At 59.6% G+C, this 21,111-nt stretch carries 17 protein-coding genes; 13 read left to right on the top strand and 4 right to left on the bottom strand.

Features of this window, described 5'->3' with window-relative positions:
- Window positions 1-282 precede the first annotated feature (282 nt).
- Window positions 283-1,092, bottom strand: a complete 810-nt coding sequence (locus tag XH92_RS36875; RefSeq protein WP_194456453.1) for a Crp/Fnr family transcriptional regulator — start codon at window positions 1,090-1,092, stop codon at window positions 283-285.
- 159 nt (window positions 1,093-1,251) lie between these two features.
- The gene (locus tag XH92_RS36870; protein ID WP_194456452.1) at window positions 1,252-2,454 is read right to left on the bottom strand and encodes a Xaa-Pro peptidase family protein; all 1,203 of its coding nucleotides are present in this window, start codon (window positions 2,452-2,454) and stop codon (window positions 1,252-1,254) included.
- A 103-nt stretch (window positions 2,455-2,557) separates the two neighbouring features.
- Here XH92_RS36870 and ehuB (XH92_RS36865) point away from each other — a divergent pair, with 103 nt between their 5' ends.
- Both ehuB (XH92_RS36865) and XH92_RS36860 read left to right on the top strand, forming a co-directional pair.
- Complete coding sequence (ehuB, locus tag XH92_RS36865) at window positions 2,558-3,424, top strand: ectoine/hydroxyectoine ABC transporter substrate-binding protein EhuB (protein WP_194456451.1); 867 nt, start codon at window positions 2,558-2,560, stop codon at window positions 3,422-3,424.
- 310 nt (window positions 3,425-3,734) lie between these two features.
- On the top strand, window positions 3,735-3,920 hold the full coding sequence (locus XH92_RS36860; RefSeq protein WP_194456450.1) for a hypothetical protein: 186 nt from the start codon (window positions 3,735-3,737) through the stop codon (window positions 3,918-3,920).
- A 179-nt stretch (window positions 3,921-4,099) separates the two neighbouring features.
- On the opposite strand, the gene XH92_RS36855 is transcribed toward XH92_RS36860, so the two are convergent.
- Window positions 4,100-5,050, bottom strand: a complete 951-nt coding sequence (locus XH92_RS36855; protein ID WP_194456449.1) for a GlxA family transcriptional regulator — start codon at window positions 5,048-5,050, stop codon at window positions 4,100-4,102.
- Between the two features lie 88 nt (window positions 5,051-5,138).
- Between XH92_RS36855 and XH92_RS36850 the strand changes: the two genes are divergently transcribed.
- The 11 genes from XH92_RS36850 (at window position 5,139) to XH92_RS36800 (ending at window position 20,190) form a co-directional block, all read left to right on the top strand.
- Window positions 5,139-6,389 carry a sarcosine oxidase subunit beta family protein gene (locus tag XH92_RS36850; protein WP_194456448.1) on the top strand — a complete coding sequence of 417 codons (1,251 nt, stop codon included), beginning with the start codon at window positions 5,139-5,141 and terminating at the stop codon, window positions 6,387-6,389.
- Between the two features lie 24 nt (window positions 6,390-6,413).
- A complete protein-coding gene (locus XH92_RS36845; RefSeq protein ID WP_194456447.1) occupies window positions 6,414-6,686 on the top strand; it encodes a sarcosine oxidase subunit delta in 273 nt (90 codons plus the stop codon).
- Window positions 6,683-9,652 (top strand): sarcosine oxidase subunit alpha family protein, encoded by a 2,970-nt coding sequence (locus XH92_RS36840; RefSeq protein WP_194456446.1) that lies wholly within the window; start codon window positions 6,683-6,685, stop codon window positions 9,650-9,652. Before XH92_RS36845 ends, XH92_RS36840 begins: the two co-directional genes overlap by 4 nt.
- Before the next feature lie 4 nt (window positions 9,653-9,656).
- Window positions 9,657-10,190 carry a sarcosine oxidase subunit gamma family protein gene (locus XH92_RS36835; RefSeq protein WP_194456445.1) on the top strand — a complete coding sequence of 178 codons (534 nt, stop codon included), beginning with the start codon at window positions 9,657-9,659 and terminating at the stop codon, window positions 10,188-10,190.
- Between the two features lie 66 nt (window positions 10,191-10,256).
- Window positions 10,257-11,144 carry a formyltetrahydrofolate deformylase gene (gene purU / locus XH92_RS36830; RefSeq protein WP_194456444.1) on the top strand — a complete coding sequence of 296 codons (888 nt, stop codon included), beginning with the start codon at window positions 10,257-10,259 and terminating at the stop codon, window positions 11,142-11,144.
- Between the two features lie 328 nt (window positions 11,145-11,472).
- A complete protein-coding gene (locus XH92_RS36825; RefSeq protein WP_194456443.1) occupies window positions 11,473-12,654 on the top strand; it encodes a cytochrome P450 in 1,182 nt (393 codons plus the stop codon).
- Between the two features lie 12 nt (window positions 12,655-12,666).
- Window positions 12,667-12,984 (top strand): 2Fe-2S iron-sulfur cluster-binding protein, encoded by a 318-nt coding sequence (locus XH92_RS36820; protein ID WP_194456442.1) that lies wholly within the window; start codon window positions 12,667-12,669, stop codon window positions 12,982-12,984.
- Between the two features lie 85 nt (window positions 12,985-13,069).
- Window positions 13,070-14,311, top strand: a complete 1,242-nt coding sequence (locus XH92_RS36815) for an NAD(P)/FAD-dependent oxidoreductase (protein WP_194456441.1) — start codon at window positions 13,070-13,072, stop codon at window positions 14,309-14,311.
- A 218-nt stretch (window positions 14,312-14,529) separates the two neighbouring features.
- A complete protein-coding gene (locus XH92_RS36810) occupies window positions 14,530-15,561 on the top strand; it encodes an NAD(P)-dependent oxidoreductase (RefSeq protein ID WP_194456440.1) in 1,032 nt (343 codons plus the stop codon).
- Between the two features lie 2,490 nt (window positions 15,562-18,051).
- A complete protein-coding gene (gene ehuB / locus XH92_RS36805) occupies window positions 18,052-18,921 on the top strand; it encodes an ectoine/hydroxyectoine ABC transporter substrate-binding protein EhuB (RefSeq protein WP_194456439.1) in 870 nt (289 codons plus the stop codon).
- Window positions 18,922-18,981: 60 nt separating this feature from the next.
- On the top strand, window positions 18,982-20,190 hold the full coding sequence (locus tag XH92_RS36800; protein WP_194456438.1) for a M20 family metallopeptidase: 1,209 nt from the start codon (window positions 18,982-18,984) through the stop codon (window positions 20,188-20,190).
- Between the two features lie 57 nt (window positions 20,191-20,247).
- Here the strand turns inward: XH92_RS36800 and XH92_RS36795 are convergent, their stop codons facing one another.
- Window positions 20,248-21,093, bottom strand: coding sequence for a GntR family transcriptional regulator (locus XH92_RS36795; RefSeq protein ID WP_194456437.1), 846 nt, complete (start codon window positions 21,091-21,093; stop codon window positions 20,248-20,250).
- Between the last annotated feature and the right edge of the window lie 18 nt (window positions 21,094-21,111).

Below are 21,111 nucleotides of genomic sequence, written 5' to 3'. Positions count from 1 at the left end.
TACCAGCGCTTCAAACAACCCAAGCCTGAAGACGGGCGTCCAGGATCGCCGTTGCGTCGGCCCCACGGACGCTGCTGAATCAGCGGGAAGGTCGAGGCGTTCCAGGATCTTCGGTCGGCTTGAAAGCAGGTCGCAGTCTCGCTCCCACCGGCCAAGTTGGGCGATGCTTGGCACTTGCGGCTGTGCTGCCACGACGACCCAATCTATCGAGCTCATCCGCGCGGTGCTGCAGGGTGCCGGCGTGCAGGTCCTGATTCTGTCATCAAACCTTGCGCGAGCCCGCTATTCCGCCGGCACGGCCATCGGAATGGCGGGCTCGGGCGAGGCATAGGCATGGGAGATGAGCTTATAGCAGGAGCATGCCTTTTGCTCTAGGTGCTGGCGATCGTCGATCTGCAAGACGCCGCGCGATTTGCGAATCAAGCCCTTATCTTCGAACCTGTTTAAAGTCTCCGTCACCCCGGCGCGGCGCAGTCCGAGCACTGAGGAAAGATAGTCGTGGGTGGTTGGAAGGACATGAGAGCAAATAGCATCGCTCGCCAGGCAGAGCCAGGAGGCAAGGCGCTTCTCCAGATTGTGCCGAACGCCGCACAAGGCCATCTGAGCACAATGCAAGCTCAGCGCCTGCACATAGCCAGAGAGTTGTTCCCGGATTGCGGGATGCTCATTCATCGCCTTGCGCACATCCTCGACGCGAATTCTGTGTGCGCTTCCAGGAAACAGCACGACCGATTGGTGCGTCGAGCAATGGCCACCAAGCAAGAATGAGGCGCCGACCGCGCCGCGATATCCGATCAGTGCCGTTTCAAGCATGCTCCCCTCGGCAATGATTCTTAAGGAGATAAGGCCTGATTCAATGAAATAGACATAATCGAGCGGCTTCTTCGGTTCATGGAGCACCAGACGTTCTCGCAGAACGACCGGCTCAAGAGACGGCCCGACCGCGGCAAGATCCTGAAGAGAGATCCTCGCCAAGATCGTGTTCTTGACGGATGTCCGCGTGTTAGGGCGCACGCAGCGCGCAGTGTGTACCCGCTCCACCTTCCGCTCCAGACATTCGAGGCCTTGAAATATCGGCACCGTCTTCGCCAAAACGTCTCCAGTTTAAAATCGTCCTTCTCGAACTGCGCCGGTCCAACGAGCGGCTGCCCGAAAAGGCAGCCCCGGCTCATCCGCGTGAAGGCTACCTTTGAGCAGTCACAACGCTCGCCTCCAATGTTCGCTGTTCCGCGACCGGCCGGCTCCGTAGGCCTAGGGCACCAACTCGGTCTGCACGCGGCCTTTATGCACTTTCAACGCCGGAAGCGTTTCGGGCGCAGCTATCGTCAGCATTTCGATCCCTGACTCGCGTACCACGGCAACCTCTTCGAGCTGGAATACGCCGAGCTGGGTTTCATATTTGGGCTCAATATGAATGATCATCCCGGGCCTGATCACCTCCTGGGAAGCCGCCATGATCGAAGGCGGCTCAGTCAGATCGATACCCGAACCGTGTCCGATCCGCGATGCGGCGGCTGCCGGTGCGCCAAACGGCGTTATGGAAGCGAGCCTCTCGCAGTTTCTATACACATCACCGCCCGTCACTCCGGGACGAATGGAGTGCAGTACGTCGAGCGTGAGCTTTCGAATAGTCCTGTAGGCGTCCTGTTCTTCGTCCGTGACCGTGCCGGCCTTGGCGATACGATTGACATCAGACATATAGCCCTCGCGGACACATCCGATATCGACCCAGATGTAATCGTTCTCAACCAGCTGCCTTTTCGTGGGCCTCAGGCTATAGGCCATGTCGGCTCGGCCGAAGCGCACCGGTAGCCACGGCACGCTCTCCGCCCCTTGAGCAAGCATCTCGCGCTTCAGCGCTGTCGCGAACTGTTCCTCCGTGTCGCCAATCCGAAGCGCCTCAAGGCAGGTAAAGAACGCGTCAGTGGCGACCTTCATTGCCTGCCGCTTCAGCTCGATTTCATATTCGGATTTGATCATGCGTACGTTCCAGATCGCGTCCGACCCGTCGATGATCTCGATGTCTTGCCGACGCGCGTGCCACATCTCGGGGAGTGTCAGCGATCCGCGCCCGAAATGGTCATTGCCATAATCGAGGCCGATCACGCCCGAAACGGGCAATCTGGGCGCGACACTGTCCATCAGCTTTGCCAGGCCCGCCTCGATGAACCCACTGTAAAATTCAACGCGCAGGTTGGCGGGCATGCCGACGGACTGATTGAGCGTTCGCGCCTCAGCTGTGCTCGTAATGATGAGCGGTGCATTGTCGTCCGCAAAGATCACCGCGAAAAACGGACGCGATTTGGATGCCCAGAACAACGACCTGTAGCCGGTGAAGTATTCGAAGTTGGACTGATCGGTCAAAACGAAAGCGTCGATCGACAAGCGCGCCATTTCGCCGCGCAGCTTCTCGATTCGTCGTCCCACTTCGTCCGCCTGTGAACTCGCCATCATTGCTGACCTTTCTGACCCGGTGCTCGAAAATCGCGGCTATATCGTTGACGAAAAGGTATACCAGGTATAGCGTAGTCGTCAACGATAGAGGCGGAGGGCGGGTATGCGCTTGTTGACAGGATTTGGTTTTCGCGTCTGGGGAGGGGCGGTGCTCGGGATGTTTACGGCGACCTCGGTACATGCCGAGAGCGCATACCAGCAGGCTCTCCGCACCGGTTCGGCGCGCGTGGCGGTCTACAATCAGGTGCCTTGGGGTGTGACTGACGAGAAAGGCGAGTATCACGGGTTCGCTGTCGACGTGCTGCGGACAGCGCTGGAGCGGATGGGGATAGGAAAATTCGAGGCCGTCAGCACGGAGTTCTCCGCCCTGATCCCCGCACTCCAGGCGCACCGGGCCGACGCCGTGACTGCTGGGCTGTTCGTCACTCCTGAGCGCTGCCGTCTTGTAGCATTCGGTGATCCCGACATCAAAATGACCGATGCTTTGCTGGTGAAGACCGGAAATCCCAAGAACTTGCACAGCTATGAAGATGTCGCCAAGAACGCGGCTGCAACCATTGGCACGGCTCGCGGCTTCAGCACGGCCGCGGATGCATTGGCTGCCGGCGTGCCTAGGGACCGGCAGACCCTGTTTCCCGATAATCAGGCAGCGATCTCGGCGCTGATCGCGGGCCGGGTTGATGCGGTGTCAGCGACCGCGGCCTCTATCGCCGCTCTGTATGACGATCTCAAAACCAAAGGCGTAGAGCGCGCCGTCCCCTTTGTCGGTAAGCGGGACGCTGCAGGCCAACCGCATTTCAACTACGCAGCTGTTGCGTTCCGCCAGAAAGACGCCGACTTTCGCGATGCCTATAATATGCAGCTGAAGGCAATGAAGATCGACGGCGCACTCCTGAAGATACTGCAGAAATACGGATTTTCGGAAGCCGAGATGCCTGACGCGACGTCATCCAGCTTGTGCGGCAGATGATACCGGGGTGATACCTGCGGATCGTCAAATTGCTGGATCGCTTGGCAATCTCGGGCAGACAACTGCGAATGTTCGTTGCGCAGACGAGTAATGTTCGTGGCCATGCGGTATGTTGATGACGCCAGTCACAGATACGAGGCGATGCTCGGCTGCCTGTTGGTACTCGAACGCCTTGTCGCCCGCGATCTCGACATCGTAGCACCTCGTACTAGGGCGCCATGCATATTTCAATTTGCGCATGGTCAGGGATTTCCTTGATCGCATGTGAAATTGCCGCACTCACTGAATAAACGTCTGGAAAGGAGTGCTGATGACCGTTGCTTCGCTTTCGGACGAAAAGACGGACCTTTTGATCTTCGGGCCGGTACGGCCGATCCTCGAAAGCGCCTTCTCAGATCTATTCGTCCTCCACAAGGCCGAGACGCGCGCCGATCTCGAACGGTTGATGTCGGCAATTTGCGAAAACTTGCGAGCGATGCTTGAAGCAGCACGGTAGTGTCAGTAGTGAAACAAATAACGGAGCTTACATTTGATCTGGGAAAGCAGCGATCATGCGAACGACACGTCGCGCATACTGAAGTGGTTGCAGGAAGCAAACGGCATCCGAATGGAATATGCCGCAACGGTCGGCTTCATCGACTGTTCTCTGAGGCTCAAGCTGGACCGGACGGCCTATCATTTGCGCTCTTGTTTCGGAGTCTTGCCGAACAGGGTGGAATAGGTGCGTGAAAAATGTGATGCGCTGGAGAAGCCCGTGGCGAATGCGATCTCAGACACGGAGAGTGGACTTTGCTGCAGCAATCGCCGGGCGCGTGCCAGGCGCATGTTTCGATACACCTCGAGGTATCCCGCATTGAGATGCCGGGAGAAAAGGCGGTCGAGGTGGCGCTGGCTGACGCCGGCATAGACGGCCATCTGTGAGCGATCCAGCGGCTGCTCGATCGCAGCCTCCATCTTCTCCAATATGTTCAAGAGAACGGGATGGTTGACCCCGAAACGCTCCGCCGCCGAGGCGCGTTGCGGCGCGGCCGGTTCGGCGACCTGGGTGTGAAGATACCAATCGCTCACGCGCCGGGCGAAATCGGTGCCCATCCGGTCGGCGATCAACGCGTGCATCATGTCGAGCGGCGCCACGCCGCCCCCGCAGGTGATACGGTTGCCATCGATCACGAAACGCGCCTGTCTTGGAGCCAGATGAGGGAAGGCTTCGATCAGGGCCGCGGCGTGCTCCCAGTGAATGGTAAAATCCCGCCCGTCGAGCAGTCCCGCTGCAGCGAGAATGTAAGGTCCGCCCGAAATTCCTCCGAGTCGCACGCCGCTTCGGGACAGTTGACGAAGAGCCGCATAAAGCGCTGCAGATCCCAAGGTCGAAGGATTTCCGCCTGCGCAGACGAAGATCGTGTGCAACAGCGATTGATCGAGACGCTGGCAAGGAATAACGGCGCCCGACGAACTCGTCACCGCGGCGCCATCGACCGACAGCGGCCTGACATCATAGAGAACCTGGCCGGCGAGCAGGTTGGCGGCGCGCAACGGCTCGGTTGCGGAAGCATAGGACATCAACGCAAAGCCGGGCAGCAACAGAAAGCCCATGGTTTGCGTCAGTCTGCTGGCCGGCTCGCTCATTGGCCGCTGTGTGGTCTTTTATGGCTCTCCTGTGAAATTTTTACGCGAAAATCGCCGCTATACAAGGCCGAATATCGTGGAACAGACCATGCGCTATTCAGCTTTCTCCATTTTCCTGAACGGCCTCCGCGGCAATGCCGCATGGAAGCCTGCCTGGCGCGAGCCCAGACCCAAATCGCATTATGACGTCATCATCGTCGGCGGTGGCGGGCATGGTCTTGCCACCGCCTATTATCTCGCCAGGGAATTCGCAATCCGCAACGTCGCTGTTCTGGAGAAGAGCTACATCGGTTCTGGCAACGTTGGGCGCAATACGACGATCATTCGCTCGAACTACCTGCTGCCCGGCAACAATCCATTCTATGAGCTTTCCCTGAAGCTGTGGGAACGGCTGGAGCGGGACTTCAACTTCAACGCCATGGTCTCGCAGCGCGGCGTGTTGAACCTCTTTCATACAGACGCCCAGCGCGATGCTTATACGCGGCGTGGCAATGCCATGCGGCTGCATGGTGTCGATGCCGACCTGCTGAACCGGACGCAGGTCAGAAAGATGCTTCCCTTCCTCAGCTTCGACGACGCTCGCTTCCCGATTCAGGGCGGCCTCATCCAGCGCCGCGGCGGCACGGTGCGCCACGACGGCGTGGCATGGGGCTATGCGCGTGGCGCCGATGCGATGGGGGTCGACATCATCCAGCAATGCGAAGTCACTGCCATCCGCCGCGAAAGGGGCAGGGTGACTGGCGTCGAGACTTCCAAGGGCTTTATCGGCTGCGGCAAGCTCGCCGTCGCCGTGGCCGGTAATTCCTCTCAGGTGGCCGCCATGGCGGACATCAAACTCCCGATCGAAAGTCATGTGCTGCAGGCCTTCGTCTCGGAAGGTCTGAAGCCCTTCATTGACTGCGTTGTCACTTTCGGCGCTGGCCATTTCTATGTCTCGCAATCCGACAAAGGCGGCCTCGTTTTCGGCGGCGATCTCGACGGTTACAATTCCTATGCCCAGCGCGGCAATCTTGCCAGCGTCGAGCACGTCATCGAAGCCGGCAAGGCGATGATACCCGCTCTATCGAGGGTCCGCGTGCTGCGCTCGTGGGGCGGCATCATGGACATGAGCATGGACGGCACGCCTATCATCGACCGTACCCATCTTGACAATCTCTATCTGAACGCCGGCTGGTGCTATGGCGGCTTCAAGGCGACACCTGGCTCGGGCTTCTGCTTCGCCCATCTCATCGCCAAAAACCAACCGCACGCGGTGACCCGCGAAATGCGTCTAGACCGGTTCGAGCGCGGGTATCTCGTCGACGAGAAGGGCCAGGGCGCCCAACCGAATCTGCATTGATTTCGGGACAGCAAGGACACCGAAATGGCAAGCCTCATCCCCTGTCCACATTGCGGGCAAAGGCCCAGGGAAGAATTCACCGTGAAGGGGGCCGCACTCGTGCGTCCTGCCGCGGACGCTGCCCAAGAGCTGTGGTTCGACTATGTCTATCTGCGCGCCAATCCACGGGGCCGTTACGACGAACATTGGCACCACACGTCCGGCTGCCGCCGCTGGCTGGTGGTGACGCGGGACACCGCAACCCATGAGATCGAAGGCGCCCGGGACGCCGCCGTGCGCACGGAGACGGCGATATGACGTCCTATCGTCTCGACAAAGGCGGCCTGATCGACCGCGCGAAGCCGCTGTCTTTCACTTTCGACAGCAGGCGCATGACCGGGCTCGAAGGCGACAGCCTTGCCTCGGCGCTGCTGGCCAACGGCCAGATGCTGATGGGCCGTTCCTTCAAGTATCACCGGCCGCGCGGGGCGCTTTCGGCCGGCGCATCCGAGCCCAATGCGCTGATGACGCTCGGCGGCGGTGGGCGTACCGAGCCCAATAGTCGCGCGACCATGCAGGAACTCTACGAGGGCCTTATCGCGCAGAGCCAGAACCGCTGGCCCTCGCTCAAGATTGATATCGGTTCGCTCAATGGCCTATTGTCGCCCTTCCTGTCCGCCGGCTTCTACTACAAGACCTTCATGTGGCCGGCGCCTCTTTGGGAAAAGCTCTACGAGCCCTTGATCCGCCGGGCCGCCGGCCTCGGCAAGGCAACCTACGAGGCCGATCCTGACCGCTACGAAAAGTGCTGGGCCCACTGCGACCTGCTGATCGTCGGCGGCGGCGCCAGCGGGATTGCTGCGGCACTGACCGCAGGCCGCGCCCGCGCCCGGGTCATTCTCGTCGACGAGAATGCGATGATCGGCGGGGGGCTCTTATCCGAAACCGCGACGATCGGCGGCCTGACCGCGGTCGAATTTGCCCGCCAGGCGGTTGCCGAGCTCGCAAGCCTGCCCAACGTGCAGCTTTTTTCGCGCACGACAGCGTTCGGCTGGTATGACGGCAACGTCTTCGGCGCAGTCGAGCGGGTCCAGAAGCACATTTCAGAGCCGCGTGCCCGGCTGCCCGTCGAGCGGCTATGGCGCATTGTGGCCAAGCAGGCCATTCTGGCCACCGGCGCGGAAGAACGTCCGCTGGTCTTCGGCGGCAACGACATCCCCGGGGTGATGATGGCTGGCGCCATGCGCACCTATCTCAATCGCTATGGCGTTGCACCGGGCAAGTCGGTCGCGGTCGTCACCACCAACGACAGCGGTTACATATTGGCTCGCGATCTCGAAACGGCTGGCGTGCAGCTTGCTGCCATCATCGACAGCCGTCGCTCCGGCGCCGCAGCAGGCGTGTATGACGGTCCGGCCCGTATCATAAACGGGGCCTTCGTACCCGACGCCGAAGGCGGCAAGGCGCTCTCCTCCATCACAATTCTCCAGAATGCCCGCAAGCAAAAGCTCGCTGTTGACGCGCTCGCTATGTCGGGCGGCTTCAGCCCGGTCATCCATCTCGCCTGCCATCGCGGCGGCAGGCCAACATGGTCGGACAGAGAAGGCGCTTTCCTGGCGGCCGAGGATCACAACGGGCTTTCGCTGGCTGGCGCCGCTGTCAAAACGAGCGATCTCGCCGGCTGCCTTCAGGCCGGCGCCAGCAAGGCCGCGGCGCTGCTCGGCAAGCTCGGCATCAAAGTGCAGGCTGCCGTGTTCGGCGCGGTCGAAGGCGATATTGTTGCCGCCCCCTCAAAGCCGCTCTGGATCATTCCGGGCATCAAGGGCAAGGCGTTCGTCGATTTTCAGAACGATGTCCATCGCAAGGACATCGGCCTTGCGGCTCGCGAAGGCTATGGGCACGTGGAGCTCACCAAGCGCTACACCACCAACGGCATGGCGACGGACCAGGGCAAGCTCTCCAACGTCAATGCCATCGGCCTTCTCGCCGAGGCGCGCGGCGTAAATCCCGCCGATATCGGCACCACCACCTTTCGCCCGTTCTATAGCCCTGTCTCCTTCGGGGCGCTTGCCGGTAGCTCGCATGGCAAGCATTTCCAGCCGGTGCGCAAGTCCCCGCTGCACGATTGGGCGGCCAAGAACGGCGCGACGTTCGTCGAGACGGGCCTGTGGTATCGTTCCGCCTGGTTTCCGCTTACCGGGGAAAAGAGCTGGCGCCAAAGCGTCGACCGTGAAGTGAAGACCGTACGCGGCAATGCAGGCCTTTGCGACGTCTCGATGCTCGGCAAGATCGAGATCACCGGCAAGGATGCCGCGGAGTTCCTCGATCGGGTCTATTGCAACGCCTTCAAAAAGCTGCCCGTCGGCAAGGCACGATACGGATTGATGCTGCGCGAGGATGGCTTTATCTACGACGATGGTACCACCAGCCGCCTCGAAGACGACCGCTTCTTCATGACGACCACGACCGCCTACGCGGCGGGCGTGATGAACCACCTGGAATTTTGCGCCCAAGCGCTGTGGCCCGAGCTCGACGTGCGGCTCGCCTCGGTGACTGACCAGTGGGCACAGATGGCCGTCGCAGGACCGAAATCGCGCCTCATCCTGCAGCAGATCGTCGACCAGGACATGTCCAACGAAGCGTTCCCATTTCTCGGCGCCAAGGAGGTCTCGCTGTTCGGCGGCAAGCTGTCTGGCCGGCTTTTCCGGATATCCTTTTCCGGCGAGCTGGCCTACGAACTCGCCGTTCCCGCCGGCTACGGCGAGGCCGTGGCCGATGCGTTGATGGCAGCCGGCAAGGACCACGGAATCTGCGCGTACGGGGTCGAGGCGCTCTCGGTGCTGCGGATCGAGAAGGGCCACGTCACACACAACGAGATCAACGGCACGGTCGTGCCGGCAGATCTCGGCTTCGGCAAGATGGTGTCAGTCACCAAAGCGGACTTCATCGGCAAGCGGATGCTGCAACGGGACGGTCTCAACGACCCGAACCGGCACCAGCTCGTGGGGGTGGTGCCGCTCGATTCTGGAATGTCGTTCCGCAGTGGTGCCCACATCCTCGAAAAGGGCGCGGCAGCGACGCTCGAGAACGATCAGGGCTACATTAGCTCCAGCTGCTACTCGCCGCATGTCGGATCGACGATTGGCCTTGCGCTCGTCAAGCGCGGCTCGTCACGCCATGGCGAGGAGGTGCAGGTCTGGAACGGGCTGCAGAATGAATTCACCGCCGGACGTCTCTGCCATCCGGGTTTCGTCGATCCCGCCAACGAAAAGCTGAAGGGCTGAGCAGATGTCCGCATTCGCGATCGAACACCGCGCCGCGCTTGCCGGCAAACCTCCCCTGATGTTGCGCGGCGTAACCCTCAATGCGCTTCCTGAAGGGCATGTGTTGCATCTTTTCTCCGCGAGCGCAGATGGCGAGGTCTCGAGCACCGTCTCCGCTGTGCTCGGATGCGATGCGCTTGCCAAAAGGAGCGTGTCGCCGGGCCAATGGTTCCTCGTCGGCGACGAGCCGCTGTCGCCAAAAGCTCTTGCCGAAATTGCGCGCAAGGTGCAGCCGCATGCCGAGATTGTCGACCAGAGCCATGGCCGCGTTCGGATAGGCATCGCGGGCGCAAAGGCGACGTCGGTATTGGCCAAGGGAACCGCCGTCGATCTCGCCTTGAACGCTTTCCCGGTTGGCCATGCGACCACGACATTGATCGGCCACATCGCCGCGCACATCACCCGTGTCTCGGACGACGGGTTCGAGCTGATCGTGCTGCGAGGATTTGCGGAAAGCCTTTGGGATGAGCTCGTCGAGCTCAGCGCGGAATTCCGCTGACTTGAATTCGAAGGGCAAGTGCTAGCCGCCGGCGTGCCCGCCTGCTGTGGTTCTGCGAGGGAAATCATGACAAGCAAGTTGGTCCTGACGGTGAAGTGCAGGTCTGCGCGTGGAATACTCGCCGCGATTTCGACCTACCTGGCCGACAATGGCTGCAACATCGCCGATAGCTCGCAGTTCAATGATCGCGACACCGGCATGTTCTTCATGCGGATGAGCTTCATCTCCGAACAAGGTGTCGATCACGCGGCGCTTTCGGCAGGTTTTACGCCTATCGCCGACAGATTCGGCATGGACTGGGAGATCTTCGACACGTCGAAGCGCATGAAGGTCCTCCTGATGGTTTCTCGCTTTGGCCATTGCCTCAATGATCTACTCTACCGATGGAAGATCGGTGCGCTGCCGATCGACATTGTGGGCGTCGTGTCCAATCACTTCGACTACCAGAAGCTCGTCGTCAACAATGACATCCCTTTCCATCACATCAAGGTAACGAAGGAAAACAAGCCGCAGGCGGAAGCGCAGTTGACGGACATCGTCGCGAGCACTGACACCGAGCTTGTCGTGCTGGCTCGCTACATGCAGGTGCTATCCGACCAGCTGTGTGCAAGGATGTCAGGCAGGATCATCAACATCCATCACTCCTTCCTGCCGAGCTTCAAGGGAGCGAACCCGTACAAGCAGGCCTACGAGCGTGGCGTGAAGCTGATTGGTGCAACGGCGCATTATGTCACCGCGGACCTCGACGAAGGTCCAATCATCGAGCAGGATACCGCGCGCATCACTCACGCACAGTCGGCTGAGGATTATACTTCGATCGGCCGCGATGTGGAAAGCCAGGTTCTGGCCCGCGCCATCCATGCCCATATCGACCACCGCACGTTCGTCAATGGCGAGCGAACCGTCGTGTTCCCGGCGAGCCCGGGCAGCTATGCATCCGAAAGGATAGGCTGACCGACAGCGTCTATCCTGTCGTGAGCGTTTCGTCGAGGCCGCAGCAATCGCAGCCGAGCCGCGGACCAATTCTCGGCTCTGCAGGTAGGCGAAGCTTGTGCTCGAAGCCGCCGAGACTATGCGAGTGGTTTGATGTGCTTGCACAATCCATCGTGCGTTGCGCCGGGCTCCTCTCGCGATCTCTGATCCTCTTTGGGCGACAGCCGCCGGCAGGAGGGGTCTCATTGACAGGAAGGTATACCGGGTATAATATGTGTCCAATAGCCGCTGTCCGAGGGAACCTCCCATGAGTGCCGCTCCGATACCTCCGTCCTCTGCAGAGTGGTCGATGCTGTCGCTCGCAAACAAGGATCCATTTCCGAGTTACGAGAGGCTGCGCAAGCGAGGGGAGATCGTCTGGGATCCGGGAATGAAGTGCTGGCTCGTGCTGAGCTATGACCTCTGCAAGCTCATCGAGTCGGACGAGAAGACCTTTCGGATCATGTACGCTGATGCGTCTCCTTTGACGCTCGAGATCAAGGGCGGTGAGGCGGGCCTGTCGGCTCTGGTCGGAGAGAGGCATCCCCGCATGCGTCGGGTTTACCTGAAGCTCCTCGGCGACAAGCTGATGCCGCAATATCGCGAGCAGCATGTTCTTCCGGTGATCAACGACGCCATCGACCGCTTCATTGCCAACGGAAGGGCGGAGCTCGTCTCTCAATTCTCCGAAAAGATCCCCGAGCGGGTAATGGCATCGCTTTTCGGCCTTTCCTGGAGAGATGATACGCTGATTGTCAATATCTCAAGATGGCATAAAGACGTCACCGCCTGGATTGGCATGAAGAACTCCGGAGACGAGTTGACGCGCAAGGCAAAGCTTGCGTCCGATGAACTCAACAAACTGCTCCTGCCTTGCGTGCTCGAGCGGAAGGACAATCGCGCCGACGATTTTGTCAGCTCGATCTGGTCGCGCGCCTCCGAGGACTACGGCGAGGTCGGTGTGGCCGAGGTGCTGGCGATAGTAAGAGACGCTGCTATCGGGGCAGGGGAGACGACCACCGATGCCATCGCCAATTCAATCTATCTGTTCTTGTCTGATCCTGCCATGCGCGAGGCGGTGAAGAATGACCAGGCTGGAACTCTGAATGCTTTTGTCGAGGAGGTCCTGCGGCTGTTGGGAGCGGTCCAGTGGCGCTACCGGATCGCCAATGATGACATTTCGCTTGGCGGTGTGGCGGTCAAGAAGAATGATTCCATCCTTCTGTTGCATGCGGCCGCCAATCGCGATCCCGCACACTATGCGTGCCCCCACATGATCGATCTGAAGCGGCGGCCGCTCACCGATCACTTGGCGTTCGGTGTTGGTCCCCGCGTTTGCGCGGGAATGCATCTTGCGCGGCTTTTGATACGAGAGAGCTTGAAAGCGCTGATCGTTCGTCTTCCGGACCTGCGTCTTGATCCTTCCAAGGAGGCTCCGCAATTTGCGGACTTCTCCCATCGCTCGTTTGCCCCGTTGCACGTGCTGTTTTAGGAGCGGTTCACGATGAAGGTGCTGGTCTACGATCAAAAGGGATCGTTGTTCGAACTCGATAACCCCGCCGATAAAACCCTTATGCAGGCGATCAGGGATGCGGGATTGAACATCACGGCGCAATGTGGGGGGTGCGCCTCCTGTGCGACCTGCCACGTCTATGTCGATGAGGCCTGGCGCGGCAAGCTCAAGCCTATCGCGGAGACCGAGGACGCCATGCTGGATGTCGCCGAGGCGCGACAGGAGAATTCGCGCTTGTCTTGCCAAATCGAGCTCTCGAAAGAGCTCGACGGTCTGATTGTGACACTCGCTCCTGGCGCTGAATTTTGACGGATGGCGGTGGCGGGTCCGCCGCGTCCCAAGAGATCATCTGGCATTGACTGACCTCCACACCCTAAAGGCCATCGGGGCCTAGATGTCGACGTCGCAGATGCGTCAAAGATTGTTGATCGTTGGTGGATCCTATGCTGCGTGCGAGCTTGCCTCGCATGCCCGCGAAAACGGCTACGGCGAAGACATTCTGATTGTCAGCGAGGAGCCCGAACTTCCTTATCATCGGCCGCCACTCTCAAAAACCTATCTCAAGGATCAAACGGCAAAGGCGGAGCCCCTCAAGGCGGAAGCCTTCTACGCCCCGAAGAAAATCGATCTGAAGCTGGGCGCCACGGTGACAGGCTTTGATCCCGGAGCGAAGACGGCCCTTTTGTCTGACGGAAGCCGTATCGCGTTTGATACTCTCGCCCTTGCGGTCGGCGCGCGTGCGCGAAAACTGGCCTGCGAAGGCGCAGAACTTGGAAACGTGTTTGACCTGCGCTCGGTCGCTGACGCCCGCTTTCTGCGAACCGCAGCGGTTGACGCCGAGAACGTTGTGATCGTGGGCGGTGGTTTCATCGGTCTGGAAATTGCCTCAGCTCTGGTGCAGCTTCAGAAGCAAGTCACGGTGATCGAAGCCGAAAACCGGGTGCTCGCTCGCGTCGTCGCACCGGAGCTGTCTCATTTCTTTTCGTCGGCACACACCGCTCGTGGCGTCAAACTGCTGACGTCTCGGACCGTTAAGTCGCTGGTTGGCGAAAGCGGCATCGTCCACAAAGTGGTGCTCGACAACGGCAGATCGGTCAATGCAGACATTGTCATCGTCGGGATCGGGTCGATTCCGAACGTTGAACTGACGCGTCAGCTCGGCCTTGCGGGCGACAGCGGTATCGTAGTTGATTCTCGGTCACGTACCAGCCGAGAGAACGTATTTGCAGCTGGCGATTGCGCGCTGTTTCGCGGGCCATTCAACTTAGGCGGACTGCGACTGGAATCGGTGCAGAACGCGATCGATCAGTCGCGCGTGGCGGGAGCCGTCATTGCGGGGGCTGACAAGGCATACGCAGCTCTGCCCTGGTTCTGGTCGGACCAATACGGACTGAAGCTTCAGATCGCAGGACTTCCAACAGGCGCTACCGAGCGCGTTGTGCGGCCTGGAACGGCGTCTGACATTTCAGTCCTCCACTTCCTTGGCGATGTTTGCATCTGTGTGGAGAGCGTAAACCGGGCGCGCGAGCATATGTCAGCGCGCCGTCTCTTGGCTGCGGGGGACGTCACAAAACGCGCTTTGCTGGATGTTGATTTCGATATAGCCGAGCTCTTGAGGCGCCGCAGTCAGCAGTGACGGGGGCGGTACCAGACATCATCGCTGCACGCCCATGGTGGCACATGTCATGATCGACGGCCCTGATCTTGCCCGCTGTGGCGAGCTCGCATCGTTGCCGACGATCGATGACAAGCTGGTGGGCCGGATCCGGGAAGGCAAGAGTCGCCAACGTAGCAATGAACGCGCCGCCCCTACCATGTGGGCGCGCGGTTGAATCCAGTCAGGAGACGTCACCTATGAAGGTTCTATGCTTGTGGTACGCGAGCGACGAGGAGATCAACAAGATCAAGCGGGCGATGCCGGTAGGCACAGAAGTGGTGGCGCCGAAAGGAGAGTACTTTTCCCGCTACGAAACCACATATTGCGAACTCGAGGCCCATGCTCGTGACGCTGATGCGTTGATTGGCTTTTCCGTGCCGGAAGGCGTGCTTGAAGTCGCTGAAAAACTCAGGCTGTTCTGCTGGTTGCATGCGGGCGTCGACGATCTGGCGCAGTTTGGTCTGCTCGCGCGATTGAAGCAGCGCGGCGTGAAGGTCACGAACATAGCGGGATCGAATGCTCTGGCCGTAGCGGAGCAGGCCATGATGTTCATGCTGGCTCTCGCAAAGCAGACCCTGCGCAAGCACAATGCCGGCCGTGAATGCCGCAGGCTTTATCCGCTGTGGGGAGATGATAACAGATCGGCCATGCTGAGTGGTCGTACGTTGGGTGTGATTGGCGCGGGAAGCATCGGGGGGCGCGTTGCCAAATTCGCAAAGGGCTTCGACATGCGGGTCCTGGGTGTCCGTCGCAATAAGACTGAACCGGCCGAATTCGTGGATTCAATGCATGGAATAGATGAGCTGCATTACGTGCTGGCAGAAAGCGATTACGTCGTCATTACGGCGCCTCTGACGAAGGAGACCAATCAGTTGATCGGAAAACGAGAGCTTGAGGCTATGAAGCCGTCAGCCTATCTGATCAATGTATCTCGCGCCAACATCGTTCAGGAAAAGCCGCTCTATGACGCGTTGACCACTGCTCGCTTGCGTGGATATGCGGCCGACGTCTGGTGGATCTATGAATACGTCAGAGCTTACCCTCGCTCTCTCTCGTACCCGTCACGCCTAGGCATCGAAAAGCTGCCAAATGTCCTTGTGTCCATGGCCGAGGCGCACAATGCCGATGACGTCCTGCAGCGGTGTCTGGAGTGGGGTACGCAGAGCTTGGTTGAGTTTGCGCGCGGAATGCCTCTCACGCATGAAGTCAAGCTCGATCTGGGCTATTAGCCAGTGGTTGCCGCGGCGCAGGGAGTGACGACGGTCTCCAACGAACGGTCTTGGCTCAGACCCTATCGGCTTGGACAGACAAATGTCTCTCAGCGCCGGCGATGGGGCAATAGCTCGATGTCGAGCTGCCTATCAGTTGACCACGACCGCTGTCGTTCGGTCGCATTACATGGCGGTTCACTATCAGAGCGAACGGTCACTCCACAAACCGCGAGAGGCGGGTGTCTGCAACTTCGTCGAGGTGCCGCATGCTGCCACTCCCGGCGCATCTGGGCTGCCCCGCAGGGCAGTCCCGCGTAAGCTAGGAATTGGGCGAGGACGCTGCCGGTCCTCGGCGGCCACGCTCATTGTTACGGCCGCAAACCAGGCTTTTCCCGGTTCGGCTCTGGCGCGCATCTTCTGAGACTGGTTGGGCTAAGCTGGTTTCCACTCTGGGAAAATGACGAACCGCGTAGATGGAATAAAGGCCCGCCGATACACGACGAGGAACTGCCGATCGTGGTTCTCCAGCATCGACCCGCAGCGGTCGCATCGGTAGTTGCTGTCTTGCGACACGCACTTGTACTGCTCTGATTGCGCACGTTCGTATGCGGCACCGCATCGACACGTCATGTCAGAGATCAGCATTGGTCCGCCTGCAGGGAAAGTCCCACCAGACTAAACGGTGGCGCGGTCAATTCCAAGAGGCTTCACGGGTTCGTCACTTGGTACGGAACGAACAATGCGGGCATATCGCATACGGGCCGCGCCCGGAAGCCATTACGCCATGCGTCCGGCGCTTGAGGTCGCATCCAAACAGCTGCAGTTGTGACGAAACGGATGGATGCTCATCAGACTTCCTGCGCAGCAATACTGCCAAGCCTTGCTTCAAGAGCAGCCTCTCGTCAGCCACCTCGCGACGAGCATTTGACGCAGCGCACTAATGAAAGCATGCTCTGCGAGCCGGCCGTACCGCGCAGCAGATGGTTCAAGGCAGCACTAGCTCGAATCGACGATGCTTTCTGAAACAATCAAGACACCAAGCGACTCAGGCGAGTGGAACGTTTGACCGGTCCGCTTGCTCGCAACTTCGTAGAAGGAAAATGCTTCGCGAAAAGCCTCACTGGCCCTGCATCGCCCTTGTATAGACCTGAGGCCACTCTTTCGATCAGTCGGCGGTGGCGTGCGACCACGAGATCGCGGGTGAGTCCGGGATCTGTCCGCATCTCTCCCAAGGCGGACAAGGCGGCATTGCTGATCTCGCAATTAACCCTTCGCTCGCCGTCAAACATGATGAATCTGTACACCATCCACTGCGAGTCGTAACCGACAAGTGTTCCGGTCCGCAGGCGCATCGTTCGGCCTTGTTGCCTCAGTGTTAACGTCTGCGGGGCAGCGATCGGAGGCGCAATTCAGCTGGATCGGGTCCAAAAGCTTCATGAGAGAGCCCTTTGCTCCCGCGGTCCAACGCTTAGTTCCATCCACAGCTTGATGACAAAGCACGTGTCCTTGCGCGCAATCGCGGAACGTGCGGTCGTTCGAGCTCTACTGAGGATCGACCCATCAGCTACTGAACCGGTCTTGCCGGCTTGTCCCAATTACCGGTGTCAAATGCGGTCTCGAACCGACGTCGTTTGCGTTCAAGCGCCTCGCGCTCCGGGCCACTTGGCTCATTGACTAGCTGAGCCTCGATGCGGGCCAGTTCGCCGGCAATCAATTCTTTGAAGGGGAGTGCTCGTTTCGTCACGTCGCCGAGCACTCGGCGGGCCGTTGTACCGCCCTGAGGGCCGGCTTTGAACGCAAGGCGTCTAGAATGTCGTCGGCCACCGTCACTAACCTTTCTTTGCGGGGAGCGGGCTGATGCATCATGAAAAATTCGTGGCGAGATGCGCAAGACTTGGCCGACGACATTCCTATCGGGAGACTGGATGACGCCGGCTGCCGGCGCGCCTGCAGCGGAGTATTCCGTCCGCTCCGCAAGCCCCCCACGAGCGCACGATATCCTTCAATATAAAGCAAATGCGCCGCCAAGGACGCCGGAATCTTTGTACGAAACGATCAAACCGGACGTTCAGCTGGCACGTATGGTGACGTCGTTTCCGGCGGGATGAAAATGCCGTTCCGGTGGAGATCAGCCGGTTTGTCTACGCACCGCGATGGCAACCGAATTCGAGCGAATGTTTGAGGTTTTGAGTTTCGGATATAGCCCGACCAGAGGGACTTTTCCGCTTCCAACGTGCGGCCGGGCGGGCCGCAAGGCCCGCTGGGCAGTTGAAACGTAGCGCGGGTGGCAATCCATCACACGCCTATGGGCCCGAAGCCGATACGTAATTGCACGGCCCAGGCGACAGTGGAGCCAAGGTCTGCCGGCATCGTGGTTTTTTGCACATCTTGGAACGGGCCGATCGGCAGGTAGCCATCGAGAAAAATCCCGTCCGCCGCCCATTGCCGAAAAAGGTATACCTGGTATAGTTTCCTTAAGAATTGCTTTTTTCTGAATTGGAGGCGGACATGCGGCAGGTGAAATTGTTCAAGTTGTCACTCGGGTCCATTGCGCTCTTGTTTGGGATGGTCACACTCACCGCGGCAAACGCCGAATCGGTGTACCAGCAAGCAGTCCGCACCGGTTCTGTGCGGGTTGCGGTTTACAATCAGGCGCCGTGGGGAGTAACCGACGAGAAGGGTGAATTTCACGGCCTGGCAGTCGATGTCGTTCGTACAGCGATGGAGCGGCTGGGCATAAAGAAGCTCGAGGCCGTGAGCACCGAATTTGCCGCTCTGATCCCGGGTCTCCAAGCCCGCCGAATCGATGTTGTTTCGGCCGCGTTAGCCATCACTCCCGAGCGCTGCCAGCTGGTCGCATTTGGCGATCCCGCCGCTAAGATGGCGGATGCCTTGCTGGTCAAGGCCGGCAATCCCAAGAACCTGCATAGCTACGAGGACGTTGCAAAGAATCCGGATGCAACGATTGGAACCGGGCGCGGCTTCACCACTGCGGCGGACGCGTTGGCCGCGGGCGTGCCGAAGGAACGCCAGGTTCTGTATCCGGACAATCAGGCTGCGATCTCGGCGCTGATCGCCGGACGCATTGACGCTGTTTCAGCGACGTTCGGGTCCATCGTCGCCCTGCTTGACGACCTCAAAAATAAGGGCGTGGAGCGAGCGGTCCCTTTCAACGGCAAGCGGGATGCCGCCGGCAATCCGCTTTTCAGCTACGTGGCTCCAGCGTTCCGAAAGGAAGACTCCGATTTCCGTGACGCCTATAACGTGCAGCTGAAATCGATGCAGGCTGACGGGACGCTGCTCAATATCCTCCAGAAGTATGGGTTTTCAGCATCTGAAATGCCCGACGCCATCGCCTCGGCCGTGTGTGCCAGGTGAGCGCGGTCCCGTCATTCGACCGCGGACAGTTGGATTGATCAGCATAGCATGGAGGCCAAGTTGTCCCTTGTTGCATACAAATCGTATCTGAATGAAGAAGCATCCATGACAGATGACGATTTCAACTGGGCCCTCAAATGCCGGCGCGCATTGCATCAGATCCCGGAGCTTGGCTTTGATCTGCCGCGCACGCGCGCCTTCGTTGCAGAAGCTTTGCTCGGCCTTGATTGCACCATTGATGAACGGCCCTACGGTCAGTCGGGGCTGGTTGCGTCGATTGAAGGAGCCAAGCCCGGTGCTACGATCATGCTTCGTGCCGATATGGATGCGCTTCCGATTGAGGAGATCGCCGGGCGCGAAGGGCGTTCGACCATCCCAGGCAATAGCCACGCCTGCGGCCATGACGGCCATATGGCCATCGCGCTCACCGTGGCTCGCATTATTGCCCGGCACAAGGCCTCGATGGCCGGCCGCCTTGTGCTTTGCTTCCAACCATCGGAAGAGCCGGGCGGAGGTGCCTTGGCAATGATCCGCGATGGCGTGATCGAGCGCTATCAGCCGACTCAATGCTACGGTTTGCACTTGTGGAGCGAGCTTCAGACCGGCCAGCTCGCGATCACCTCAAAGGCACTCTTTGCATCCTGCGACAAACTATCGTGGACCATCAGGGGCACCGGCGGGCATGGTGCGATACCGCATCTCGCGCATGATACGGTCGGTGCGCTCGCGCAATTGATCCAGGCAAACTATCATCTGGTGGCTCGCGAGGTTGACGCTCAGCAAGCCGCGGTCATCAGCATAGGGCAGTTGGAAGCAGGCTCCGCGCACAATGTGATTCCGGAGGCGATCTACGCGCGTGGGACGCTGCGGACCCAGTCCCCCGCAAGCCGTAGCTTCATACTGAAGCGACTGAATGAGATCGCAGACGCGACCGGCCGGCAGTTCAAGGTCTCGATATCGCTCGAAGCCACCGGCGCTATTCCAGCCTGTATCAGCGATCAGAATGCCGTCGCAAAGGTGAGGCAAGCGGCGGCAGCCTCGCTTAGCCGGATTTGTGACGCGAATGTTCCCTACTGCACACTGGCAGGCGAGGACATGGCCGAATTCCTGACGCGGATCCCTGGGTGCTATTTCCTGGTGGGTTGCGGCAATGCGGATCGCGGTATCACCGCGCCCCACCATACTGCGGAATTCAACATTGATGAGGATGCCCTTGCTATTGGCGCCAGCGTTCTTGCCGCGACTGTTCTCAACGCCATGAGAACATGAGCCTGCGCTCGTCAGCGACTGCGGCTGCTGAAGTGTGAACCTGTTCTCGCTTCGGCCTCAGGTGTGGATCGACTCAGACAATTCCAGCGAGCAGACGACGCGATCGAAAGGCGAGGTGGCGATCCCATAAACACGCATTGGTTTCGCGCCGGCCGCGAAGTGGTAGCACCTGCGAAGGGTTGGATATCCGTCGGGAATGCCTAACGCGGCCTGAGCATCGGCGTTTGCCGGCGCAGCGTCGATCAAAATCCGGTTTGAAACAATGGGCATTTTGCGCTCGCGCACGATCTCGTAAATGAACCGCGACCCAAGTGCTTCAACGAACTCTTCGTCCACCGGCTGGGAGATGAAGGCGCGATCGAAAATGAGAGGAATCTCATCGACATACACCATCTTCTCGACACGCAGATAGATCTGAGCTGGAGGTTTGAAGGGCAGAAGCGCCGGCTCGTGGATCTCGCTCTTGGAGACCGAAAGAAGCTTGATCCGCAACGACCGGCTGGAGCGCAAGGCATCTTCCTTGCTGCCGAACAGCTTCAGCGCAGCGCTCATGTCATGCACGAATCGTTCCTGCTCACGCACGAAAGTGCCGAGCCCCGCAACCGAGCGCACCAGCCCGGCCATTTTCAGGTCTCGCAGGGCTCGCTTGAGGGTAATGGCGCTGACGCTGAACTCTTCGGCCAAGGCAGGCACGGAAGGCAGTGCAAGATCCTTGGAGTAGAATCCGGAGCGAATGCGCTCTTGCAGCGTGAGGCGAACCATCTCGTGCAGCGGGCGCGAGCTGTGCTGAAAGTTGGAAGGTTGCGCAATACTGGACACCGCCGCAAGGTTGCTTCTCTTTACCTGTGCCGACCTGGATCGGCCTACCTTTGGCTTTGCCTTTGCGTTGGCTGTATTGACCAACTTTGATCTCCCTGGCTT

It is taken from the genome of Bradyrhizobium sp. CCBAU 53421 (assembly GCF_015291625.1).
Lineage (GTDB): Bacteria > Pseudomonadota > Alphaproteobacteria > Rhizobiales > Xanthobacteraceae > Bradyrhizobium.
The sequence above is the reverse complement of the archived record's forward strand: the minus strand, read 5'-3'. Positions and strand labels throughout refer to the sequence as shown.